At 65.0% G+C, this 21,976-nt stretch carries 17 protein-coding genes and 3 pseudogenes; 14 read left to right on the forward strand and 6 right to left on the reverse strand.

Annotation, left to right across the window (positions count from 1 at the left end):
• Positions 1-46: 46 nt before the first annotated feature.
• The gene (locus ADT71_RS33605; RefSeq protein ID WP_231635852.1) at positions 47-427 is read right to left on the reverse strand and encodes a TonB-dependent receptor; all 381 of its coding nucleotides are present in this window, start codon (positions 425-427) and stop codon (positions 47-49) included.
• Complete coding sequence (locus ADT71_RS12855) at positions 331-2,466, reverse strand: TonB-dependent receptor (RefSeq protein ID WP_231635853.1); 2,136 nt, start codon at positions 2,464-2,466, stop codon at positions 331-333. Before ADT71_RS12855 ends, ADT71_RS33605 begins: the two co-directional genes overlap by 97 nt.
• A gap of 611 nt (positions 2,467-3,077) precedes the next feature.
• Here ADT71_RS12855 and ADT71_RS12860 point away from each other — a divergent pair.
• From ADT71_RS12860 to ADT71_RS12875, 4 genes and pseudogenes are all read left to right on the forward strand, one after another.
• Positions 3,078-3,775, forward strand: a pseudogene (locus tag ADT71_RS12860) (DUF969 domain-containing protein).
• Positions 3,772-4,728 (forward strand): DUF979 domain-containing protein, encoded by a 957-nt coding sequence (locus ADT71_RS12865; protein WP_054437375.1) that lies wholly within the window; start codon positions 3,772-3,774, stop codon positions 4,726-4,728. The pseudogene ADT71_RS12860 and the gene ADT71_RS12865 overlap by 4 nt, the downstream one beginning before the upstream one ends.
• Positions 4,725-5,743: pseudogene (locus ADT71_RS12870) on the forward strand (DUF2891 domain-containing protein). Before ADT71_RS12865 ends, ADT71_RS12870 begins: the two are co-directional and overlap by 4 nt.
• A gap of 119 nt (positions 5,744-5,862) precedes the next feature.
• Positions 5,863-8,007, forward strand: coding sequence for a PKD domain-containing protein (locus ADT71_RS12875; protein WP_231635854.1), 2,145 nt, complete (start codon positions 5,863-5,865; stop codon positions 8,005-8,007).
• Between the two features lie 3 nt (positions 8,008-8,010).
• On the opposite strand, the gene ADT71_RS12880 is transcribed toward ADT71_RS12875, so the two are convergent.
• On the reverse strand, positions 8,011-8,844 hold the full coding sequence (locus tag ADT71_RS12880) for a p-hydroxycinnamoyl CoA hydratase/lyase (protein ID WP_054437429.1): 834 nt from the start codon (positions 8,842-8,844) through the stop codon (positions 8,011-8,013).
• A 146-nt stretch (positions 8,845-8,990) separates the two neighbouring features.
• Here ADT71_RS12880 and ADT71_RS12885 point away from each other — a divergent pair, with 146 nt between their 5' ends.
• Positions 8,991-9,341 (forward strand): MarR family winged helix-turn-helix transcriptional regulator, encoded by a 351-nt coding sequence (locus ADT71_RS12885; RefSeq protein WP_054437431.1) that lies wholly within the window; start codon positions 8,991-8,993, stop codon positions 9,339-9,341.
• Between the two features lie 28 nt (positions 9,342-9,369).
• Here ADT71_RS12885 and ADT71_RS12890 read toward each other — a convergent pair whose 3' ends face one another.
• On the reverse strand, positions 9,370-9,663 hold the full coding sequence (locus tag ADT71_RS12890) for a hypothetical protein (RefSeq protein ID WP_054437377.1): 294 nt from the start codon (positions 9,661-9,663) through the stop codon (positions 9,370-9,372).
• Between the two features lie 216 nt (positions 9,664-9,879).
• On the opposite strand from ADT71_RS12890, the gene ADT71_RS12895 reads away from it, so the two are divergent.
• Both ADT71_RS12895 and ADT71_RS12900 read left to right on the forward strand, forming a co-directional pair.
• Positions 9,880-10,713, forward strand: coding sequence for an SDR family oxidoreductase (locus tag ADT71_RS12895; RefSeq protein WP_221937383.1), 834 nt, complete (start codon positions 9,880-9,882; stop codon positions 10,711-10,713).
• 86 nt (positions 10,714-10,799) lie between these two features.
• Positions 10,800-11,464, forward strand: a pseudogene (locus tag ADT71_RS12900) (response regulator).
• Positions 11,465-11,500: 36 nt separating this feature from the next.
• On the opposite strand, the gene ADT71_RS12905 reads toward ADT71_RS12900, so the two are convergent.
• A complete protein-coding gene (locus ADT71_RS12905) occupies positions 11,501-12,835 on the reverse strand; it encodes a HAMP domain-containing sensor histidine kinase (protein ID WP_054437381.1) in 1,335 nt (444 codons plus the stop codon).
• A gap of 376 nt (positions 12,836-13,211) precedes the next feature.
• Between ADT71_RS12905 and ADT71_RS12910 the strand changes: the two genes are divergently transcribed.
• The 7 genes from ADT71_RS12910 (at position 13,212) to ADT71_RS12935 (ending at position 20,683) form a co-directional block, all read left to right on the forward strand.
• Positions 13,212-13,850: a type IV toxin-antitoxin system AbiEi family antitoxin domain-containing protein gene (locus ADT71_RS12910; RefSeq protein WP_165913287.1), complete on the forward strand. Its 639-nt coding sequence runs from the start codon at positions 13,212-13,214 to the stop codon at positions 13,848-13,850.
• A 604-nt stretch (positions 13,851-14,454) separates the two neighbouring features.
• Positions 14,455-15,168: a TonB-dependent receptor gene (locus ADT71_RS35695; RefSeq protein ID WP_369818245.1), complete on the forward strand. Its 714-nt coding sequence runs from the start codon at positions 14,455-14,457 to the stop codon at positions 15,166-15,168.
• Positions 15,165-16,499, forward strand: coding sequence for a TonB-dependent receptor (locus tag ADT71_RS35700; RefSeq protein ID WP_369818243.1), 1,335 nt, complete (start codon positions 15,165-15,167; stop codon positions 16,497-16,499). Before ADT71_RS35695 ends, ADT71_RS35700 begins: the two co-directional genes overlap by 4 nt.
• 538 nt (positions 16,500-17,037) lie before the next feature.
• A complete protein-coding gene (locus ADT71_RS12920) occupies positions 17,038-18,138 on the forward strand; it encodes a VacJ family lipoprotein (protein ID WP_082370326.1) in 1,101 nt (366 codons plus the stop codon).
• A gap of 183 nt (positions 18,139-18,321) precedes the next feature.
• On the forward strand, positions 18,322-19,122 hold the full coding sequence (locus tag ADT71_RS12925) for an SDR family oxidoreductase (protein WP_054437387.1): 801 nt from the start codon (positions 18,322-18,324) through the stop codon (positions 19,120-19,122).
• Positions 19,119-19,670, forward strand: coding sequence for a nuclear transport factor 2 family protein (locus tag ADT71_RS12930; protein WP_054437388.1), 552 nt, complete (start codon positions 19,119-19,121; stop codon positions 19,668-19,670). The genes ADT71_RS12925 and ADT71_RS12930 overlap by 4 nt, the downstream gene beginning before the upstream one ends.
• On the forward strand, positions 19,667-20,683 hold the full coding sequence (locus ADT71_RS12935) for a zinc-binding dehydrogenase (protein WP_231635855.1): 1,017 nt from the start codon (positions 19,667-19,669) through the stop codon (positions 20,681-20,683). Before ADT71_RS12930 ends, ADT71_RS12935 begins: the two co-directional genes overlap by 4 nt.
• 23 nt (positions 20,684-20,706) lie before the next feature.
• Here ADT71_RS12935 and ADT71_RS12940 read toward each other — a convergent pair whose 3' ends face one another.
• The gene (locus ADT71_RS12940) at positions 20,707-21,924 is read right to left on the reverse strand and encodes an MFS transporter (protein WP_054437389.1); all 1,218 of its coding nucleotides are present in this window, start codon (positions 21,922-21,924) and stop codon (positions 20,707-20,709) included.
• Positions 21,925-21,976: the final 52 nt, after the last annotated feature.

A 21,976-nucleotide genomic window follows, 5' to 3' on the forward strand; every position in this document is an offset into this window, starting at 1 on the left:
GGTTGCCCACCCACCCCAGTCGGAGGGACGCGTTCCTTTCCGCGCCTTATCTTGAACCGAATGCGTAGCGCACGTTGATGCCGAATTCCCGCGGCGGGGTCATCGTCACGCCCGTGTAGGTGCTGGTATAGGTTTCCGCCGTCGGCCCGGTGAAGATCGGTCCGTTCGGCCCCATTCCGCCGAAGCCGAGCTGCCGGTAGCTGGTGCTGAGCGGCGTGGTCCGGCTCAGGGCCTTTTCCGTCTCGAACAGGTTCTTGGCGTAGAACGAAACCTCCCAGGCGCCGTTCGGATCGCGGATACCGGCATAGAGGTTGACCAGCGCATAGGCGCTCACATCGTCGTAGATATTGGTCGGATCGGTCTGCGACTTGCCATTGTAGGAGACCAGCCCGCGCAAGTAACCGTCAACCCGGTCGGATACCGGCACGCGGTACTCGCTCTGGAGCGTGGCGGAGAACGGCGACTGGAACGCCGAACGCTGCGTGACCTGGCAGGCCGCAAGGTTGTCAGCCCCGACGGCGGCCTGCAATTCGCCCACCGTCGGCGCGACGTCACGACATCGGGAACCCCGTCGCCGTTGAGGTCGTTGCAGGCGATCGTGCCGTTCTTGACCTTGCCGAGCGAGTAGCTGGCCACAAGGCCGAGGTTCCACCGATCCGAGATATCGAAGGAAAGATCGCCCTCGACACCGTTGACCTCGACCGGGACCGCGCCAACGAAGTTGAACTGCGCCACTTCCTGATGCGTGCCGATGACCTGACCCGAAGAATCGCGATCGGCGACGCGGTTGAGATAGTAGACCCCGCTGCCGGGCACGCGGTAGGGGAAGTTCTTGAACTTCTGGTGATAGCCGGAGACGTTGAAGCGCATCCGCCCATCGAGGAAGGTGCTCTTCAAGCCGATTTCATAGGACTTGGAGGTTTCCGCCGGAAGGTTGAGGAAGCTCTTCTCCAGCGCCGAAGGCGTGATGTTGAAGTCCCCCACGACATTGAGGCCCGGGCGCCACGAACTGCCGGTGCTGGCATAGAGCATCAGGTCGCGCGTGAAGTTGTGCTTCACCGATGCCGAATAGATCCACTTCTTGGCGGACTGCCCCTCGTCGGCGATCGTCTGGCCGCCCACGATAAGCTGGTTGTTCGACGTATAGTCGATATGGCGGACGCCGCCCGAAACTTCGGTCGCTTCGCCGAGATGGACCGTCAGGTTGCCGAAGAGCGACTGCTCGTGCGAGGTGCCCGTGCGCGAGATAGGGGTCTGCGCCACGGTGGCCAGCCCGCCGCCGAAGATCAGCGGAAGCCGGACGGGAGTAGGCCGCAGAAGATCGGTCGGCGGATCGTTCTTCGCGTCGAAGAAGCCCACCACATAGTCAAGCATGCCGAACAGGCGCGTCTCGTTCTGCAGGCGAACTTCGTGCGAGGTCGACTTGGTGCGGGAATCCGTCAACTGGCGAACATCGCCGCCGGGGAACAGGTTCGCCGGGTCCTGGGTGGTGCGGGACAGGACGTGCTGGGTGTAGTGCTGCCCCTGGTAGATCAGCACTTGGCCCCACTGGCTCGCCTCTCCGCGCCAGTTGTATACGTTGTAGACCTGATGGTTGGTGCGCGGGATCGTCTGGTTGGACAGGCGGTCCTTGGTCGAGATGAAGACCGGGCTGGGATCGGCGTCGGGATTGGCCTCGCTGAAGGACGCGACCTGATCCCAGGCCACGGCGTTGCGCTCCATGTGCTGGTAGACGCCTTCGAACTTCAGCCAGTCGGTCGGCTGGATGATGCCGCTGACGCGCCCGGCCCGGGTCCGTTCGAACGGATCGCGGCCGCCCGCGACGGGACGAACGCGATCGCCCTCGTTTTCGTCCCAGACACCCGCGACGCGAATGGCGGCGATGCCCTCGATCACAGGGACGTTGAACGCGCCCTTGAAGTTGAGCGTGCCGATCGTGTTGGCGGTCATGTCCACGGCGCCGCCGAAGGCGAACAGGTCAGGCTTGCGCGTGGTGACGGTGATCGAGCCGGAAGGCGAGGCGCGGCCGCGCAGCGTGCCCTGCGGACCGCGCAGGACTTCGATCTGGCCGATATCGAACATCTGCTGCAGCACCACGCCCGCCGTGATCGGCGCGTCGTTCATGTAGAATTCGACCGTGGAATTGAAGCCGCTGGCGTTGATGTCGAAGTTGACGCCGCGCAGCTTGGCGCTGCCGCCCACGCCGTTCGTCTCGGTCGCCAGCTGGAGGCCGGGAACCAGCGTCTGGACTTCCTTGAAATCGCGGATGTTCAGCTTGGCGACATCCTCGGAAGTGACGGTGTCCACCACCGCCGGAACGTCCTGCACGTCTTCGTCGCGGCGGCGTGCCTGGACGATGATGATGTTCGCGTTGTCGACGACCGTTTCGGCCTGCTGCGCGAACGCCGGCACCGATACGGAACCGGCGGCGGCCGAACAAAGCAGCATATATGCAGTGGTCTTCAAATCATCCTCCCATTTTGTTCAATTATTTTCTTTATTCCAGATGACATGCTGCCCGGCTCCGGGGACATCAGTAGAATCCGAGAACCTTTCCGCGCAGTGCATGATCAAATGCACAAGACCTCCCGCCCGCTGAACGCTTTCATTCAACGCCAAGATACGCAGACCTTCGAAGTTTCAATTAGCCGGTTGCCCTCTTCATCCCATCATCTCCCTCACGGCCTCGATATTTTCGAGTGCCTTTGTTCGACGATATCACCGAAGCGAGATAAAGCAACGAAACGTCGCGCTAAGTTCCTGACCCATTACGGAACAATAGGATCGGAAATCCGCCATCCCGCGCAAGAATCCAACACGAAGAACGCTGCTGGATCAAAGTTTTACATCGCAGGTCAAGGGACATGTCATCCCCGATCATCTCCGCCCCCAGGAGGCAACCACGCAGGAAATCGCCGTGCCGATGTATCCTCCATCCCCGGACACGCAGAGAAATTTTCCTTGACCACCGGCCAGTTGGGGCAGCCCGCCGTACTTCGGCCGCCATCAACAAATTGACATTCCAGCCGAAAGGCAGCTTCTACGATCGCACTCGAAAACGTGGGATCTGATGAAAAATGCCGCAGTGGCAGATCGACTACTGGCCGCTTGCCGGCATTCTCGTCGTGGTGATCGGCTTCGCCATGCGGTTCAACCCGCTGCTGGTGGTGGCCGTGGCGGCGATCCTTACCGGACTGCTCGGCGGGATGGACCTCGTCGCGGTGGTTTCGCTGCTGGGCAAGGGCTTCAACGACAATCGCTTCGTCACCGTGGTCTACGTCTGCTGCCGGTGATCGGCCTGCTCGAACGGTTCGGATTGCAGCAGCGCGCACGCGGCCTGATCGAATCCATGCGCGGGGCTACCGTGGGCCGGCTGCTGGTCGGATACCTCGCCTTCCGTCAGGGCCTTGCGGCGCTGGGCCTCGTTTCCGTGGCCGGACATCCGCAAACGGTTCGCCCGCTGCTGGCACCGATGGCCGAAGCCGCCGCGCGCAAGGAGAACCCTGACATTACCGATGACGATCTCGAAGAGGTCAAGGCCATGGCTGCCGCAACCGACAACGTCGGCGTGTTCTTCGGCGAGGATATCTTCATCGCCATCGGCTCGATCCTGCTGATTCAGGGCGTGCTGCGCGGCGAGGGCATCGAACTGGCGCCGATCCATCTCTCGCTCTGGGCGATCCCGACCGCGATCTGCGCCTTCGCGATCCAAGCCCTGCGCATTCGCCTGTTCGCCCGCCGCCTGCGCCGCAAGGCCCGGAGCGCGGCGGCATGATCGGCATCGCAGAACTCTACTTCGTCGCCGGGCTCGTCTTCGCGGCCTTTGCCATCGCCAGCGCCTTCGATCAGGCCAATCCGAAGCGCTGGGGCAATGCCGCGTTCTGGGGGCTTGTCGCGGTGAGCTTCCTGTTCGGCGACCTGCTGGGAGACTTCGGCAACGGCATCCTCGTGCTGCTGCTGGTCGCCCTCGCCGGATTTCGCTGCCTCGGCCATGGCCGCCCGCACACGACATCCGCCGGAGAACGCGAAGTCTGGTCAGCGAAGCTCGGCTCGAAACTGTTCCTTCCCGCGCTGGTGATCCCGGTGACCGCCTTCGCCGGAACGCTGCTGTTCAGCTACTCTCCGCTCGGCAAGACCGGGCTGATCGATCCGCGCTGGGTGACGCTGGCACTCCTCGTCGCGGGCGTCGCCATCGCTCTTGCAGCAACGATGTTCTGGCTCAAGCCCCCGCTTTCCGCACCGGTCGAGGAAGGCCGACGCCTGATGGACTCCATCGGCTGGGCCGCACTGCTGCCGCAGATGCTGGCAGCGCTGGGCGCGGTGTTCACGGCTGCCGGTGTCGGCAGCGCGGTGGGCGCGATGAGCCTGGCGGTGCTGCCGGAAGGCAACGTCTTCCTCGCGGTGGTGATTTTCGCGCTGGGCATGGCGCTGTTCACCATCATCATGGGCAATGCCTTTGCCGCCTTCCCCGTGATGGCCAGCGCCATCGGCGTGCCGATCCTGATCCGCGCGCATGGCGGCGATCCCGCGGTGGTCGGCGCGGTCGGCATGCTGGCGGGATTCTGCGGCACGCTGCTGACCCCGATGGCGGCGAACTTCAACATGGTCCCCGCCGCCCTGCTCGAACTCAAGGACGAATACGGCGTGATCCGCCGTCAGGTCGGCACGGCCCTGCCCCTGCTCGTCTGCAACATCCTCATCCTCTATATCGCCGGATTCCTGCTATGATCCTCACGCCCGAAACCGCCTCGCGTTTCATGCGCATTGCCCTCGGCCATGTCGGCCGGGAATATCCGCACAAGCTCGACCACGTGATGAACACCGATGCGACGTGCTGCCGCCCCGTGCGCTGCATCCCGCGTTCCACGGCAGTTTCGACTGGCACAGCTGCGTCCACGGCTGGTGGACGCTTCTCACCTTGCGGCGGCTTCACACCGACCTTCCGGAAGCCGCCATGGTGCGCGAACGCGCGGACGAGACCTTTGCCGAGGACAAGCTTGCCGCCGAACTGGCCTATCTGGACCGGCCCAACGCCGGCGGGTTCGAGCGGCCCTATGGCTGGGGCTGGCTGCTCTATCTTCATCTCGAAGCCTCGCGCCACGCAGACAGGCCCTGGGCCGCGCGCCTCGAACCGCTGGCCCGCGCCTTTGCCGCCCGGCTGGGTCACTACCTCGGCATCCTGACATATCCGATCCGTACGGGCACGCACTTCAACAGCAGCTTCGCCCTGACGCTGGCACTGGAGTGGGCAGACGCCTTCGACGGCGAACTCGCGGCAAAAATCCGCGCCAGGGCGGCGGCATGGTTCGGCAAGGACGAGGACTGCCAGGCGTGGGAGCCGGGCGGCGACGAATTCCTCTCCTCCGCGCTCAGCGAGGCGCTGCTCATGCGGCGGTCGCTCGGCGATGCCGCTTTTGCGGAATGGTTCGCCCTGTTCCTGCCCCGCTTGGCCGAGCGCCTCCCGGCCAGCCTCTTCACGCCGGCCCATGTCAGCGATCGCAGCGACGGCAAGATTGCCCATCTCGACGGGCTGAACCTCAGCCGCGCCTGGGCCTGGCGCCAGCTTGCCCCGGCCATCGGCGGCGGGGAAGGCGGGGGAAATGCCCGCGCCATCGCCATAGACGCCGCCGAGCGGCATCTCGAAGCGGCAATGGCCCATGTCGAGGGAGACTACATGGGTGAGCACTGGCTGGCGAGCTTCGCGCTCCTGGCCCTGCTCGCGGCACCTGAACCAGCCGGCTGAACGGACAACCGGAAATCGGTGGGGCGATAGGCAGATGCCTGCATATCGCCGTCGACCGTGCCACAACGCCTCCCGACCGCCCGGACCAGAGGCGGGTCTCATTTGGGAGCATGTGGACGGTGATCTTGCAGAAGAACGCGGCGAAATGGGCGGTGTCCGCCGTGGTGCTGGCAACGTTCCTGTCGGCTGCGGCGCCGGGATCGGCTGAAGCTCCCACCGTGGCGGCAGCCGCCGGTCTTTCCGTGCAGGGGTACGGCGATGAGGACGCTCTCTTTGCCCGCCCCTTCATCGACCGGGACGAACCGCGCACCAACAACGGCACCGCCTATCGCTACGTCCATGGCGGGTTCGAGGGCACCGACACGCGCTTCTCGTTCTATTTCCCGGCGGCCAGGTCATGGCAGGGGCGTTTCTTCCAGTACATCACCCCCGTGCCGGACAGCGAGACCCTGTCCCAGGGTCTGACCGGCGAGGAAGACCGCATCGGCGCCGCCATGACGAGCGGGGCCTACTTCATCGAAACCAACGGCGGCGGCGCCAAGGCGGCAGACCCGATGGGCGGTGGTGACCTGACCATCGGCGCCTTCCGGGCGAATGCCGCCTCGGCCCGGTTCTCGCGCTTCGTGGCGGCGCAGGTCTACGGCGCGCGCAAGCACATCTACGGCTATGCCTATGGCGGCAGCGGCGGCGCCTATCGCACGCTGGGCTCGCTGGAGAACACGCGGGGCGTGTGGGACGGCGCGGTGCCCTATGTGCTCGGCTCGCCGATGGCGATCCCCAACATGTTCACCGTGCGCCTCAAGGCCATGCGCGTCCTGGGCGAGAAGCTCGACGGCGTGGTCGATGCGCTCGATGCGGGCGGCAGCGGAGATCCCTATTCCGGGCTGGACGACGAGCAGAAGGCAGCCCTTCGCGAAGTCACCGCCATGGGGTTCCAGCCCAGGTCATGGTACGCATGGCGTACGATGGGGCCGCATGCCTTCGCCCTGCTGTTCGGCGGCATCCGCATGGCAGATGCCTCCTATTTCACCGATTTCTGGACCAAGCCGGGCTACGAGGGGCACGACAGCCCCGAACTCTACAAGGCGGACCGGGTGCAACTCGCCACCCGCGTTGTCGAAGTCATCAGCGCGGACAAGGCGAAGACGCTCGGCATCGACCCTGGCCATACGCCCGGCACCGCCAAGGGCACGGCGGATCTGGCATGGCAGGCCATGGGGCTCCATTCGGCGGGCGAGATGCCGGTCGCGGTGCGGCTGGCCGACAGTTCCACTTCGAAGGCCCTGCTGCTGTCCGATCTCGTTCTCGCTTCGGGCAAGAAGGTGGTTCTTTCCGACGTGCACGGCGATCTGGCCATGCTCGGCATCAACGACCCGCGCCTGCTCGCGACGATCAAGGCGGGCGACCCGGTGCGGCTGGACAATAGCGACATCCTCGCGGTGCAAAGCTATCACAGCCACCAGGTGCCGGACCTTGCGGAGTACCCGGTCTGGAAGCAGTTCACCGATGCACAGGGCAAGCCGCTCCACGCCCAGCGCCCGATGCTGCTCGGCCCGCTGTTCACGAAGAACGCCGCCGGCTCGGTGCCGTCCGGCAAGTTCGACGGCAAGGTAATACTGGTGGAGAACCTGTGGGACCGCGAAGCCCTGCCCTGGCAGGGGGACTGGTATCGCTCGCGCGTGAAGGCATACGCCGGCGCGGCAGCGGACGAACGCTTCCGCATCTGGTACACCGACCGCGCACTGCACGGGGACCAGACCCGTCAGGACGATCCCTCGCGGGTGGTGTCCTATATCGGCGTGCTGCAACAGGCCCTGCGCGATCTTGCCGCATGGGTCGAACAGGGCAAGGCCCCGCCCGCCTCCACCTCCTATCGCATCGAGGACGGACAAGTGGTGACGCCCGCATCCGCCGCGTCCCGCAAGGGCATCCAGCCCGTCGTCACCCTTGTCGCGAACGGCGGGGCACTGGCCCGGGTCAAGGCCGGCACTCCCGTCAGGCTCACTGCCACGATCGAAGTCCCGCCCGGCAGCGGATCGGTCGTCTCGGCAGAGTGGGACTTCGAGGGCGACGGCACATTCGAGGCTCCCGCCACGCTGCCCGCCGGCAACAAGGCGAAAGCCACCGTTTCGGCCATCCATGTCTACGACCGGCCCGGCACCTACTTCGCCGTGCTTCGCGCCGCGTCCCAGCGCGAAGGCGATCGCCAGACCCCCTTCGCGCGCATCCAGAACCTCGCCCGCGCCCGGATCGTCGTGGAGTGACGGTCAGCGCCTCTTGCTGACGTCGTAGGCGCCGAGGCCGGGCTTGAAGGACTTGTCGTCGATGAACTGCCGCGTCGCCTCCTTGCGCCCTTCGCCGTCGAAGTAGTTGGCGGCTTCCTGCGCACGGATCAGGTAATCCTCCGCGTTGTCGTAGCTCATTTCGCGCACGCGGCGGATCGCCCACTTGGTGGCACGCAGCGCATCCGGGTTCTTGCCGAGCAGGACCTGCGCGATTTCGGTAACGCGGGCCTTGAGGCGGTCGGCGGGAACCGCTTCGTTGACGAGGCCCCATTCGGCCGCTTTCCTGCCGTCCACGTTCTCGCCCATCATGGCGTGATACATGGCGTTGCGGAAGCCGGTCAGTTCGGTGATGATCTTGCTGGCCCCGCCGCCGGGCAGGATGCCCCAGTTGATTTCCGAAAGGCCGAACTGCGCATCTTCCGCCGCCACCGCAAGGTCGCAGCCGAACAGCGGCCCATAGGCGCCGCCGAAGCACCAGCCGTTGACCATCGCCACGGTCGGCTTCTCATACCAGCGCAGGCGCTCCCACCAGCTGTAAGCCTCGCGCTGCGCCTCACGCGTGGCGCCAAGCCCCTTTTCCTCGTTCTCGCGGAAATATTCCTTGAGGTCCATTCCCGCAGACCAGGACGTGCCTTCGCCGGTAAGCACCAGCACGCCCACGTCATCCCGGAACTCCAGTTCCCTGAGAACCTCGCCCATGCGCCGGTTGAGCCTGGGGCTCATGCAATTGCGCTTTTCCGGCCGCGAGAAGGAGACCCATGCCACGCGGTTTTCGATAGTGTAGGAAACGGTATCGTGTTCACTGCGATCTTGCATGGCAATCCTCATCGGGTCATTGACGTGTTTGCTCTGTTTCATAACAAACAGATTGTTATCGTCAATAGCATTTGGAGAGACTTCCCTTGAATGACCTGCTCGCGACCTTCCCCGGTTATGCACTGCGCCGGGCGGCAAATGCGGTGATGGGTGAACTCGGCAACCTGCTGGAGCCGGAGAACCTGCGGGTCACCGAAGCGGCGGTGCTGGTGATGATTCAGGGACGTTCCGACCTGACCGCCAGCCAGATCGGCAAGGCGCTGGATATTCAGCGCGCCAATATGGTGCCCTTGCTCAACCGGCTCGAAAGTGCCGGGCTCATCCGCCGCCAGCCGATCGACGGCAAATCGCAGGCCGTCGTGCTCTCGGCCGAAGGGGAAGCGAAGATGACGGTCGTCGGCGCCCTGATCCAGCAGTTCGAGCAGGGACTGCTGGAAAGGGTTCCCCCAGAGCACCGGGATCACCTGCTCCCCGCACTCAATGCGATATGGAAATAGCGCTTCGCCGCAAACGGGCATGCAGCGATCAGGCTTTCCCGCTCCGCCTGCGGGTATCCCACCCTTTCCGCGCCGCCGCCGAGCGTTGTTCGGCCGAGCCCGACTTGTGCGCCTTCCCCCCGCGTGAGGAGGAGGCATGGGTATCGGCCTTCCCGCGCCCGGAGCCGGACTTGTTGCCGCCGCCGGATTCCTTGTTCACGGTGGCCCATGCGCGTCGCTCCGCTTCTTCCGTGCTGACGCCGCGCTGCTCGTAGCTTTCCTCGATATGGGCGGCCTTGCGCTTCTGCTTGTCGGTATAGCTGCTCTTGTCACCTTGGGGCATTCGGCATCTCCCGCGAATGGCATGCCCATGCAATGACGCGGCCGCGCTCCGGGTTCCCGCCCGGACAGCCCTATCCCGCGGAAGACGCCGACTGGCGACCCCGCGAACGGCCCGTCGCAGCACGATGGAACGGCGAAACTGCGAAGCCGTCCGCACGTTGGGTCCGGCGTAGAGGGTTCGAACCGAAAGGAGACCGCCGTGGCCGAAATCCAGGAAATGATCCACGAAGATGCCCTTCCGGGCGACGAAAACCAACTTCAGCCCCAGCCGGAGTGGCAACCCCGCTATCCCGGCTCAGCCCGCCTCCAGGACAGGGTTGCAATCGTCACCGGAGCGGACAGCGGGATCGGCCGGGCCGTGGCCGCACTTTTCGCGCGGGAGGGCGCCGACATCGCGATCCTCTATCTGAGCGAGGACGAGGACGCGGCGGAAACGAAGCGGATCGTCGAGGCGGAAGGCCGCCGCGCCATCACCATACGCGCCGATATCGGATCCCCCGATGCCTGCGAACTCGCGGTGCGCCAGACCATCGAGAGTTTCGGCCGGATCGACGTATTGGTCAACAACGCGGGAGAACAGCATCCCGACAAGGACATTACCGATATCACCGAGGAACAGCTACGCCGCACGTTCCAGACCAATATCTTCGGCATGTTCTTCATGACCCAGGCCGCGCGCCCACACCTCAAGGCCGGTGCGAGCATCGTCAACTGCACCAGCGTGACCATGTACAAGGGCAGCAGGGAACTTCTCGACTACAGCGCCACAAAGGGGGCGATCACCGCATTCACCCGTTCGCTTTCGGAAAACCTCGTCGGCGAAGGCATCCGCGTGAACGCAGTCGCGCCCGGTCCGATCTGGACGCCGCTCAACCCCTGCGGCGGCGCGAGCGAGGAGAAGCTGGAGCATTTCGGAGAGGACACGCCGATGGGCCGCCCCGGCCAGCCCAACGAAGTGGCGCCCTCGTTCCTGTTCCTGGCCTGCGAGGATGCAAGCTACATGAGCGGGCAGGTCCTTCACCCCAACGGCGGCATCATCGTCGGAAGCTGAAAGCGGCCTTCGCGCCAAATGCCACGGGAAATTCCTTGCCCGCCGTTGCACGGCGGGCCAAGGAAAACTTTCCGTGGAGGTAAGCAATGCGTGTCCTAGTCGTTGAAGACGATCAGCCTCTTGCCGAGGAGATTGCCCGGACGCTGCGCGCGGAAAACTTCGCCGTGGACATCGCCAACGATGGCGAGGACGGCCGCCATCTCGGCGCCACCGAACGCTATGATGCCGCCGTTCTCGACCTCGGCCTGCCCAAGGTGGACGGGATTACCGTGCTGCAGAACTGGCGCGCGGACGAACTGGACCTGCCGGTGCTGATCCTGACCGCCCGCGATGCCTGGGCGGAAAAGGTGGCCGGTTTCAAGGCCGCGCCGACGACTATCTCATCAAGCCCTTCCGGGTGCAGGAACTGGTGATGCGGCTGCGCGCCCTCGTGCGCCGTTCGCGCGGCCATGCGGCCACGCGGATAAAATGCGGCTCGCTCACGTTCGACGTGCAGCTCGGCCATTTCGAGATGGACGGGTTGCCCCTGCGCCTGACCGCTTTCGAATGGCGGGTTCTTTCGGCGCTCATGCTGCGCAAGGACATGGTCGTGGAACGCCGCGAACTGATCGACAAGGCCTACGAATACGACGCCGACGTCGATTCCAACTCGCTGGAGGTCATCATCGGACGCCTGCGCCGCAAGGTCGGGTCCGACATGATCCAGACCGTGCGCGGACGCGGCTACCGCCTCGGCCTGCCTGCCGCCTGACCGCTCGGCCCTGCGCTCGGCCCTGCCCTCGGACGCTTAGCCGGGAAGCGACAGGATCACCCGCAATCCGCCAAGCGGTGAAGCGCCGAGTTCAAGCGACCCTCCGTGCAATTCGGCCAGTTCGCGCGCGATCGGCAGCCCGAAGCCGTGGCCGTCCTCCCGCTCGTCCAGACGCCGCCCGGGGACAAGGGCCTGCTCGATCACCGCCTGGCCAAGGCCCGGGCCATCGTCGTCGATCCTCACCTGAACCTGCCCGCCGTTCCATTCGCCCGTCACCACGATCGTCGAGGCCGCCCACTTCGCCGCATTGTCCAGCAGGTTTCCAAGCATTTCGGTAAGGTCCTGCGGATCGCATTTCACCGTGAGATCGGATGCGATCCCGTTCTCGAATCTCACCCCGCGATCGGCATGGATCCGGCCCAGCGCATCGATCAGGTCCGCCACCGCCGGCGCCAGCAGGACGGCGATCCGCCCCGGCGCGCCGGGCGAGGCGGCGCGGGCGCGGCCAAGGTGATGCCGAATGGCGCCGTCGATCTGCGCGACGAGTTCGCCCAGTTCCCCGTCCGGATCGCGACCCAGATCGTTGAGCTTGACGGAAAGGGTGGCCAACGGGGTCTTTAGGCTATGCGCAAGATTGGCCACGTGCCCGCGCGCACGGGCCAGCGCGGCCTCGTTTTCATCCAGCAGGTCGTTGAGTTCGGCCACGAGCGGGCGCAATTCCACCGGTTGGTCCACCGGAACGCGACCGACCCGCCCCGCCCGCACTTCGCCCAGCGCCTTCCTGAGGCTGGCCAGCGGCGTCAGCCCGATGTGGGACTGCACCAGCGAAGCCAGAAGCAGCGCGATGCTCAGGCCGCCCAGCGTGACCAGCACCGGCATGATCGCGGCGCTTCGGAGCCGCTCGTACACAAGATGCGGCGCCGTCGCGGTTATCCTGATCCGACCGGCCGGCCTGTCTTCCTCAAGAATCCGCACATAGAACGGCCCGCTGCTCCCCGTCCGCAGAATCTCGGGCGGGGCGCCGAAATGCCCCTCTCGTCCGGTCGGCCCCTCTTCCCGGAAATCGATCTGGCCGATTTTCTCGGTCGAGGTGTAGACCTGCCTTGGCGTCTCGATCCGCCAGGCCCAACCCCTGCGATACTGGGTATAGGGCCCGATCTCCTGAAGCAGGGTCCGATCCACGGTACCATCCGCCCTTACGCTACGGGCGAGCAGCGCAATCTGGCCGTCCAGGCTCTGGTTGAGGCTGCGCCGGACATGCGTATCCAGCACGGCATCTATCGAGACAGTGGCCGCAACGAGCGCAATGCCCGTCAGCAAGAGACCGACGAGCAACAGCCGCCCGCGGATGGAACGCGGGATCAGCGTCATCGCCCCGTGCCAATCGATAGAGTCATGACATTCGCTTTCCCGCTTTCCGCCGCCCCTCGGCCGGCGCCATGCCTGATCGTGCCGGCACGCGGATTTGTCAAAGCTGCTCGCCATAAACTTCGGCCTCCGAACGGCTGGAACCCGAGCAGAACCGCAAGACGGCCCGGAAACCTAAACCGAACCTGAACGACAGGATTCAGCCTGCGTGTGGCTCCCGCGGGGTACTCGGCATTCCATGCTGCAATCAGCCGAAACGAATGGCCGGAAGGGAGGCCCTGCAACAACGGCACACCCTGACCACGGTTCGGGCCGATCGCGGCCGTCCATCGGCCAGGGGCTCAAGCAGCTTGGCAGCCTGGCTTTCCAGGAACGGCGAGTGATCCTGCTGCTGCGCGCCATGGCTGCTCCCGGAGATGCTCCTGCCGGTTCCGAACGGCATGCCTCCCCACAACCCGCGCTTCGCGAAGGCTTCGAACTTCTCGCCCGCGAAGCCATCGCCAACGGACTGTCGATCTTCGCACCGGGCTCGGCTTTCGTGAACGATGACGAACTGGCCATTCTCAGCAGGCTGACCCTGTTCCAGCGCCCGTCGCAGTCCGGCGAGTGGGAACTCGCCAACGATTTCCAGAAGGCGCTCAAGACCTGTGCGGATGAACTGGAAAACGAGGGCCGGAGGCTGCCGCCCCGCCCCCCGCTGCTTGAGGACTACACCGACCGCCACGCCTGCTTCCGCATCCGCTATGTGGACCGCGCGCTTTCCGCGAAATCCCGGGGCGATCTGCCTGTCAGGCGCCAGCCGCTGTGGGACGGACAACGTGAACCGGAACCCGGCACATTGCGCGCCAGGGCGCTCGAAATCGTGCGCCGCAACCCGATCTCCACGACGGCCCAGTTCCTGGCTGTCGGGATAACGCATCAATACCTGAGCACGCTGGGCAAGCAGGGCTACGTCGAAAAGATCGGACACGGCGTTTACCGCTACCCCAGCCGATTGAGGAAAAACGAGAAAGATTAATTAGAAACGGAGGAAACTAGCAGCCGAGAAAACCGGCTGCCGGTCGTTTTGAATTACCGCAATGAACAAGCGTCGCTGCCATATGGGTAACGGCGCCTTTTTTCGTTGCAATTTCCATTTCCACTTCGGAAATCGGCGCGGCATTTATTTCCCCAGCAATACGATTCCCCCTTGTCAGTAACGCAAATCATTCGCATTAGCGCCCCGAACTGAAATGCATTGGCAACAAAAAGGGGGGTTTAGTGTCTCTGTCCCGTTTCCGTAACTCGACGTCCACCGCCGCGCCGGCCTATCTGGCTCTCAGCTGCGTGGGCCTCGCGGCCTCGCCCGCTCTCGCGCAGGAGGCCGGCACGGCCGCTTCCCCGCGTCTCGGCGGCGTCACCGTCACCGATACCGCGATCGAAGAAGGCAGCTACAAGACCGACAAGGCGGATTCGCCGAAGTACACCGCGCCGCTGGTGGATACGCCGCGCTCGATCACGGTGATCCCGGCACAGCTCCTCAAGGACACCGCCACCACCACCCTCGCCGATGCGCTGCGCACGGTGCCCGGCATCACGCTCGCGCCGGTGAAGGCGGCAACCCGCTTGGCGATCGTCCGTTCATCCGCGGCTCCGACAGCCAGGCGAGCACTTATCTTGACGGCGTGCGCGATATCGGCGCCCAGAGCCGCGAAGTCTTCGCGATCGAGCAGATCGAAGTCGTCAAGGGCTCGGACAGTTCGATGGGTGGGCGCGGCAGCGCCGGTGGCTCGATCAACCTCGTCAGCAAGACGCCGGGACCGGACCGCTTCATCGCCGCTTCGGGCAGCCTCGGCAACGCCGACTACAAGCGCGCCACGATCGACATCAACCAGCCGCTGGGCGATCTCGTCGGCGTGCGTCTGGCCGCCATGTGGCATGACCAGGACGTTGCCGGCCGCGACGCCATCTGGTCCAAGCGCTGGGGCGTCGCACCGTCCATCAAGATCGGGCTCAACGGCCCGACCAGCGTGACGGCCAGCTACTACCACCTCGAAACCGACGAACTGCCGGATTCGGGCATTCCCTATTACTACACCATCAACAACGCCCCCTCCGACGTTACGGAAACCACCGGCGCCAAGGTCCGCCGTGGCGCGTACTACGGCCTCGTGGACCGCGATTTCCGCAAGACCAACGTCAACAACTTCACGGTTCGCGCCCAGCACGAATTCGGCAACGGCTTCACCCTGCGCAACACCACGCGCTACGGCGAGAGCAGCCAGGGCTACGTCTGGACCCAGCCTGACGACAGCCAGGGCAACGTCGCCAATTCCGGCAAGGTGTGGCGCGCGTGAACTCGCGCTACAGCGAAACCACCGGCCTGCTGAACCAGACCGACCTGTCCGGCCAGTTCGAGGTCGGCGGCATCAAGAACAGCTTCGCGCTGAGCGCCGAATTCAGCGAGGAAAAGGCCAAGAACGGCAGCTACGTCTCCAACGCGGCAACCGGCGCGGCTATCGCTACCGGCACGACCGCGACGGGCGGCCGTTGCGGAACGGACTCGACCAACCGCTACAACTGCACCAGCCTGACCGATCCGAACCCGTCCGATCCCTGGGTCAGCTACGTTTCCGACGCGTCGAACGTCGTCGCCGGGATCGAGCGCAGCCTGCCCAAGACCTGGACTCTGTCAAAGACCACCACCAAGGCGGTCTCGCTGTTCGACACGATCACCATCACCGACTCGCTGCTCATCAACTTGGGCGGCCGCTTCGATCGCTACGAAACCCGCGTGAGCCCCGGTCTCGCCGTGAACGCGACCACGGACCGCAGCTGGTACGAGCGTAACGACAACCTGTGGACCTATCAGGCCGGCCTGATCTTCAAGCCCGCCTCGAACGGCAGCATCTACATCTCGACCTCGTCCGCAGCGACGCCTCCCGGCTCGTACCTGGCCAACGGTTCGGAGGGCAACGCCCTCAACACCAGCGGTTCGACCACGCAGACGCCCCAGGAACTGACGGACGCGCTCAAGATCGAGAAGACCAAGTCCTACGAAGTCGGCACCAAGTGGAACCTGTTCAGCGACAGCCTCGCGCTGACACTGGCCGCGTTCCAGACGGAAACCAAGAATGCCCGCGCCACGGACGCCAACGGCTTCGTGTCCTTCATCGGCGAACGCCGGATCAAGGGCATCGAACTGAGCTTCAACGGCAACATCACGCCCGAATGGAACGTCTTCGGCGGCTATACCTACATGGACTCCAAGATCGTTGACGGTGGCTTCACCGCAACGAGCGGCGTCTATGCGCCCAGCGTGAACACCGGGAAGCGCTTCCCCAACACGCCGGAGCACAGCTTCACCGCCTTCACCAACTACAAGGTCACATCGGCCTTCACCGTGGGCGGCGGCGCCATCTACATGGGCAAGGTCTATGGCGGCTATTCCGACAGCCGCAGCGTCCAGAACGGCGTGGTCGTAATCTCGAAGGAGCTGGCCCGCTACGCTCCGTCGTACTGGCGCTTCGACGGTAACGCCTCGTACAGCTTCAACGAGAACTTCCAGCTTCAGGTGAACGTGCAGAACATGTTCAACAAGCGCTACTTCGACAAGGCCTATGCCTCGCACTACGTGAGCCAGGCAGCCGGTCGTACCGCGATTGCGACCCTGAACGTCAAGTTCTGATCTGGAACCGGGTCCGCTCCCATCGGGGGCGGCCGGCCCGCACTTCTTTCGGCGGTCCAGTCGGACCGCTCGTTCCTGTTCTTCGGCCTGATCCGGCGCGGCGGCGCGCCCCGCATCGGCCTGCTGGCCCGCGAAGACAGCGATAACGATCGCATGGCCGGTGCCCGGCCGCGCGATGTGCGAGGCCCCGTAACACTTACCATACCCGCCGATGGCGGAGAGATGGCCTTCAGCCAGGAGGCCGATGGCGAGGAACGGGCTTCGTCGGCACCGTGATCGGACCCGATGTTTCGGATCCCAAGGGCAGGAACTGAACGCTCGTGGCGAAAATGCCACGAATGGCGTGGGTTGAGCGACAGGCGGCCCGCGCGAGAGGGTCTGATCAATTGACGAAAGCGGCAATCCCGCCTAGCCGCGAATGCAGCGGCAGTCATTGAATGCGCCAAATACCGGCGCCCCCTTGCGAAATCGCAAGTGCGCCGCGAAATCAGGATGGCCGCCCTGCCCCCCTCGCACGCGGCCCACGAAGGACTGTTGAATGAGCCTGTCGGCCGTAGCTGTGGCATTGATGTTTGGACAGGCAGCGCCCGATGCGCCCGCGAATGTCGCCGCTCTTCCCTCTTCCGATGTCGCAGTGGCCGGTTCCACTCAGCCGTCACCGGCCGAACCCGGTGCAACAGGCGCCGCCACAGCTCCCGCAGATCCGGCAGCTCCGACAATTCCCGCCACGCCGGCCGATGCGACCGGCGCAGCCCTTCCCGCACCCCCGGCCGGAAGCGAAGGCACTCCGCCCGGCGATGAAGAATCGACCATCGTCGTCACTGCAGGGTCAAACACGCCCGGAGACCCGCTGGAGCATCTCAACGCCCAGTCGTTCCAGGCCGTGCAGGCCGTTGACAAGGCGGTGGTTGAACCGGTCGCGAAGGCTTACAACAAGGGCCTGCCGCGCCCCGTCCGCAAGGGTTTGCGCAACTTCTTCTCAAACCTGGGCGAGCCGGTGGTGTTCGCCGCCTACCTGTTGCAGTTCAAGCCCGGCAAGGCGGCGGAAACGGCGGGCCGCTTCGCGATCAACACCACGCTGGGAATCGCCGGCATCATGGACGTGGCGAAGCGCAAGCCGTTCAACCTACCTTACCGGCCGAACGGCGTTGCCAATGTCCTGGGCTATTACGGCGTCGGGCCGGGGCCCTACATGTACCTGCCCATCGTCGGGCCAACCACGCTGCGCGACATCATCGGCGACACCGTGGACAAGTTGCTGCTGCCTGCCGCGGTGGGCAAGCCGTTCAACAAGCCTGCCTTCGTCATCCCCGCCACCGTGCTCGCGCAGCTCGGCGAGCGCGCGGCCTTCGATGAGACGATCGGCGAAATCCGCAAGGACGAAGATCCCTATACGACTTACCGCGACCTTTACCTGAGACAGCGCGCGGCCGAGATCGAGGCGCTGCACGGCCGCCACCTTCAGAACGTCGTTCCTGTCTACGGCCCGGCACTGCCCACGCCCGGCGGCAAGGAAACCCCGGCGCCGGAAAAGGCACCCGAACCCGGCCCCGGGCAAACCCCGGCGCCTGCCAGCCCGCCCGTGCCGGCTCCTGACGCGAATCCGGCTCCGGCTGCGGCAGTTCCCCAGAACCAGTGAGCCCTTGCCGCGCGGGGGAGTTCCTCCTCAACGCGCCGGCGATCTTCTTCCTGCCCGCATCGTTTCCACCCCATCCGATCCGCCGCATCCGATACCATCGCTGCGATAGGACGACAGAAAGGCGCACGGCCGGCCTTGCACAGGCAGCCAGGAAAGCGCCCTGTCACGGGAGGAGCGAAAAGGTTGGACTTGCATGCACGCTATGGCCCCTGGGCCCTGATCGCCGGTGCCTCGGAGGGGACCGGCGCCGCCTTTGCCCGCCAGTTGGCGGCCCAGGGCTTCAACCTCATCCTCGTTGCCCGCAGGCTTGCGCCGCTGAACGAACTCGCTGAAACGATCCTGACGGAGCATGGCGTAACCTGCCTGACGGCCTCGATAGACCTGTCTTCCAACGACGCCGCCGACCGGCTGCTCGAACTGGCCGAAGACCGGGAAATCGGACTGCTGATCCTCAATGCCGGGGCCGACGCCAATGGCGCCCCGTTCCTCGACGGCGCGCTGGCCAACTGGGATGCCCTCGTCATGCGCAACGTGATGACCGTGATGCGCGCCTGCCATCACTTTGCCGCCCCGATGCGCGCGCGCGGGCGTGGCGGCGTGATCCTGTGCGGTTCCGGCGCCTGCTACGGCGGACTGCCCGGCATCGCCGCCTATGCGGGAAGCAAGGCCTTCGACCTCGTCTTCGGCGAAGCGCTGTGGGCCGAATTGCAGCCGCATGGGGTGGACGTGCTCAACCTCGTGATGGGCCGCACGGACACTCCGGCCCACCGCGAACTGCTGGCCCGTCAGGGAAAAACGCTCCCGGATGGCTGCGCCTCGCCTGAAGACGTGGCGGCACTGGGGCTCGCCCGCCTGCCTCATGGCCCGATCTGCAACTGGGGTCTCGCTGACGAGGACGCCGGCTATGCCGGAAGCTCCGCCGCGCAGCGCCGCAATCGTATCCGGCAGATCAGCGCCGCCATGGCCGGTCAGGAGGCAGAATGACCGACAGCGACGAACGGCTTCACGAACTCGCGGACAAGGACGCAATCCGGGGCCTGATCCATGCCTACTGCCGCGCGGTGGACCGTCTGGACATCCCTCTCGGCCACTCGATCTGGCACGAGAACGGCCATGCCAACTACGGCGCCGATTACTATCAGGGTCCGGGGCGGGGCGTGATAGACAGGATCTGCGCAGACCACCGCAACCTCCTGAGCCATTCCCATCAGGTCACGAACATCCTCGTCGCGCTGGCCGGAGACCGCGCCGGAAGCGAAGCCTATGTAAACGGCACAATGCGCACCGAGCGGGATGGAAAGCTCTACCAGATCGCGGTCTGGGGCCGCTATTGCGACAACTGGGAGAAGCGGCTGGGGAAATGGGGGCTGGTCCATCGCCAGGTCGTGTTCGAGCACGAGGAAATCCGCCCCGTCACCGCTTTGGGACACAGCAACCAGGGCCGCCGTGACGGTTCGGACCCCTCTTACGCCGCCCTGAAGCTCGACCCCGCACGCTTTCCGGCTTCCATCCATGAGGAGAACCAACGATGAGGGCCGCATTTATCGAAAACGGTCAGGTTCATGTCGGCGAAGTTCCCGACCCTGTCCCCGGCAAGGGGCAGGCGCTCGTCCGCACGCACAGTTGCGGCATGTGCGCATCCGAAGCGCATTTCCTCCATGCGGGCCAGAACGTCATCGACCTGTCGCGCCAGTTCGGCGGTCCCTATGCCCGCTTGGACCAGAGCAGGCCCTTCGTCCCCGGCCACGAATACGTCGGGGAAGTGATAGACTATGGTCCGGGCAGCGAACGCCGGATCAGAACCGGTCGCCGGGTGACTTCGGTACCGATCATGCGCACCGGCGGTGCCCATGCCGTAATCGGCTTCAGCCACGATTGCCCGGGCGGCTTCGGCGAACTGATGCTGCTCGATGAAGCCATGCTCCTCGAAGTGAGCGACAGCCTGGAAGACGATCTCGCCGCCATGATCGAGCCGCTGGCAGTGGGCTTGGAACATGCCCGGCGCGGCCGCCCGGAAAAAGGCGACGTCCCGCTCGTACTGGGCTGCGGCGCGATCGGGCTGGGGGTGATCGCCGGACTCAAGCTGGCCGGTATCGGACCGATCGTCGCGGCCGATTTCCACCCGGCCCGCCGCGAACTCGCCCTTCGGATGGGGGCGGACCTCGCGGTCGACCCGCGCGAAACCGATCCTTACGGCGCATTGCCGGGGCTGGGCGCTAGGCGGGTGAACCTCGTCTACGAAAATGTCGGGCAGAAGGGCATGCTGGCCCGGATCATCGCTTCTGCACCTTTCGACGGCCGGATCGTCATGGGCGGATACTGCATGGAGGAAGAGGCGCTCTTCGTTTTCGCCGCGCAGAACAAGCGCCTCAACATACAGTTCGCGGGCGGGGAGGAGCCTCAGGACATGGAGCTTGCCATGCGCGCCATCGCAGACGCCCCATCGACGTGCGGCCGTGGCTGGGCGAGAAGATCGGCATCGGCGGGGTGGCGGATGCCCTTGCGGCGATGTCCGGCCCCGGTGCCCCTATCCGCACCGTGGTAGACCCTCGCCTCTAGGCGGCCGCGTCAGGCCGGGCGCCCTGCCTTGCCGGGATCGGGAAGCAATGCTGTAAGCAGCCCGATCGCCGGCAGGAAGGCACAGACCTGATAGACCGTGTCGATGTCGGTCCTGTCGGCAAGCCAGCCCAACGCTGCAGCGCCGATACCGCCCATCCCGAAGGAGAACCCGAAGAACAGGCCCGAAATCATGCCGACCTTACCGGGCACGAGTTCCTGGGCGAAAACCACGATTGCCGGGAATGCGGATGCCAGGATCAGCCCGATCGCCACGGTGATCGGCCCCGTCCAGAACAGGCTGGCATGGGGCAGGAGCAGCGTGAACGGCAGCGCCCCCAGGATCGAGAACCAGATCACGTACTTTCGCCCGAAACGGTCGCCCAGCGGGCCTCCCAAGATCGTCCCCGCCGCAACGGCCGCGAGAAAGGCGAAGAGGTGGAACTGGACGTTCTGCACCGAAAGGCCGAAGCGCTGGATCAGGTAGAAGGTGTAGTAGCTCGTCAGGCTGGCGAGATAGACATATTTCGAGAAGATCAGCGCGAGCAGGATCGCGATGCCGCGTGCGGCCTGCCCCTGCGGCAGGCTTACGCCCTCGGCGATCTTGCGGCTGGCAGCCAGACGCCCCAGCCCGTGATTGCGATACCAGGCCGCGACGTTCCACAGCACCGCGCCTGAAAGCAGCGCCAGCAGCGCAAAGAATGCCAGGCTGGACTGTCCCCACCGCACGACAACCAGCGCAGCCGCCAGCGGCCCCAGGGCCTGTCCGGCGTTACCGCCGACCTGGAACAGCGATTGGGCAAGACCATGGCGCTGCCCCGCCGCCATGCGCGCGACGCGGGAGGATTCCGGATGGAAGACCGAAGACCCCATGCCGAGCAGCGATGCGCCCACCAGCACCAGCCAATAGACATGTGCCGCCGAAAGAACCGTGAGACCCGCAAGCGAGAAGAGTGTCCCGCCCGGCAATGCCAGCGGCGTCGGCCGCTTGTCCGCATAGAGCCCCACCAGCGGCTGAAGGATCGATGCGGTGATCTGGTAGGCCAGCGTAACCAGCCCGATCTGCCCGAAACTGAGGTGCAGATCGGACTTGAGCGCCGGATAGATCGCGGGAAGCAGCGACTGCATCATATCGTTGAGGAGATGGCAGAAACTGATGGCGACGATGACGCCGAACACTATTCCGTTCATGGGTTCTGCCGATCCGGTTGCCGGTCTGGTTGCCGCCATCCTCTTTCCTCTTCCCGTTTCATCTTGATCAAGGGATGCGCATAATCGCTTC

Origin of the sequence: Novosphingobium sp. ST904 (genome assembly GCF_001298105.1) — a bacterium.
Lineage (GTDB): Bacteria > Pseudomonadota > Alphaproteobacteria > Sphingomonadales > Sphingomonadaceae > Novosphingobium.

What these genes read in the sequence shown, in the direction of transcription:
- ADT71_RS12895 (WP_221937383.1), top strand. Translation starts at nt 9,880, where the DNA reads ATGATCCACGAAGATGCCCTTCCGGGCGACGAAAACCAACTTCAGCCC.
- ADT71_RS12890 (WP_054437377.1), bottom strand. Translation starts at nt 9,663, where the DNA reads ATGCCCCAAGGTGACAAGAGCAGCTATACCGACAAGCAGAAGCGCAAG.
- ADT71_RS12905 (WP_054437381.1), bottom strand. Translation starts at nt 12,835, where the DNA reads ATGACGCTGATCCCGCGTTCCATCCGCGGGCGGCTGTTGCTCGTCGGT.
- ADT71_RS12920 (WP_082370326.1), top strand. Translation starts at nt 17,038, where the DNA reads ATGAGCCTGTCGGCCGTAGCTGTGGCATTGATGTTTGGACAGGCAGCG.
- ADT71_RS12885 (WP_054437431.1), top strand. Translation starts at nt 8,991, where the DNA reads ATGGGTGAACTCGGCAACCTGCTGGAGCCGGAGAACCTGCGGGTCACC.
- ADT71_RS12935 (WP_231635855.1), top strand. Translation starts at nt 19,667, where the DNA reads ATGAGGGCCGCATTTATCGAAAACGGTCAGGTTCATGTCGGCGAAGTT.
- ADT71_RS12930 (WP_054437388.1), top strand. Translation starts at nt 19,119, where the DNA reads ATGACCGACAGCGACGAACGGCTTCACGAACTCGCGGACAAGGACGCA.
- ADT71_RS12865 (WP_054437375.1), top strand. Translation starts at nt 3,772, where the DNA reads ATGATCGGCATCGCAGAACTCTACTTCGTCGCCGGGCTCGTCTTCGCG.
- ADT71_RS12940 (WP_054437389.1), bottom strand. Translation starts at nt 21,924, where the DNA reads ATGGCGGCAACCAGACCGGCAACCGGATCGGCAGAACCCATGAACGGA.
- ADT71_RS12880 (WP_054437429.1), bottom strand. Translation starts at nt 8,844, where the DNA reads ATGCAAGATCGCAGTGAACACGATACCGTTTCCTACACTATCGAAAAC.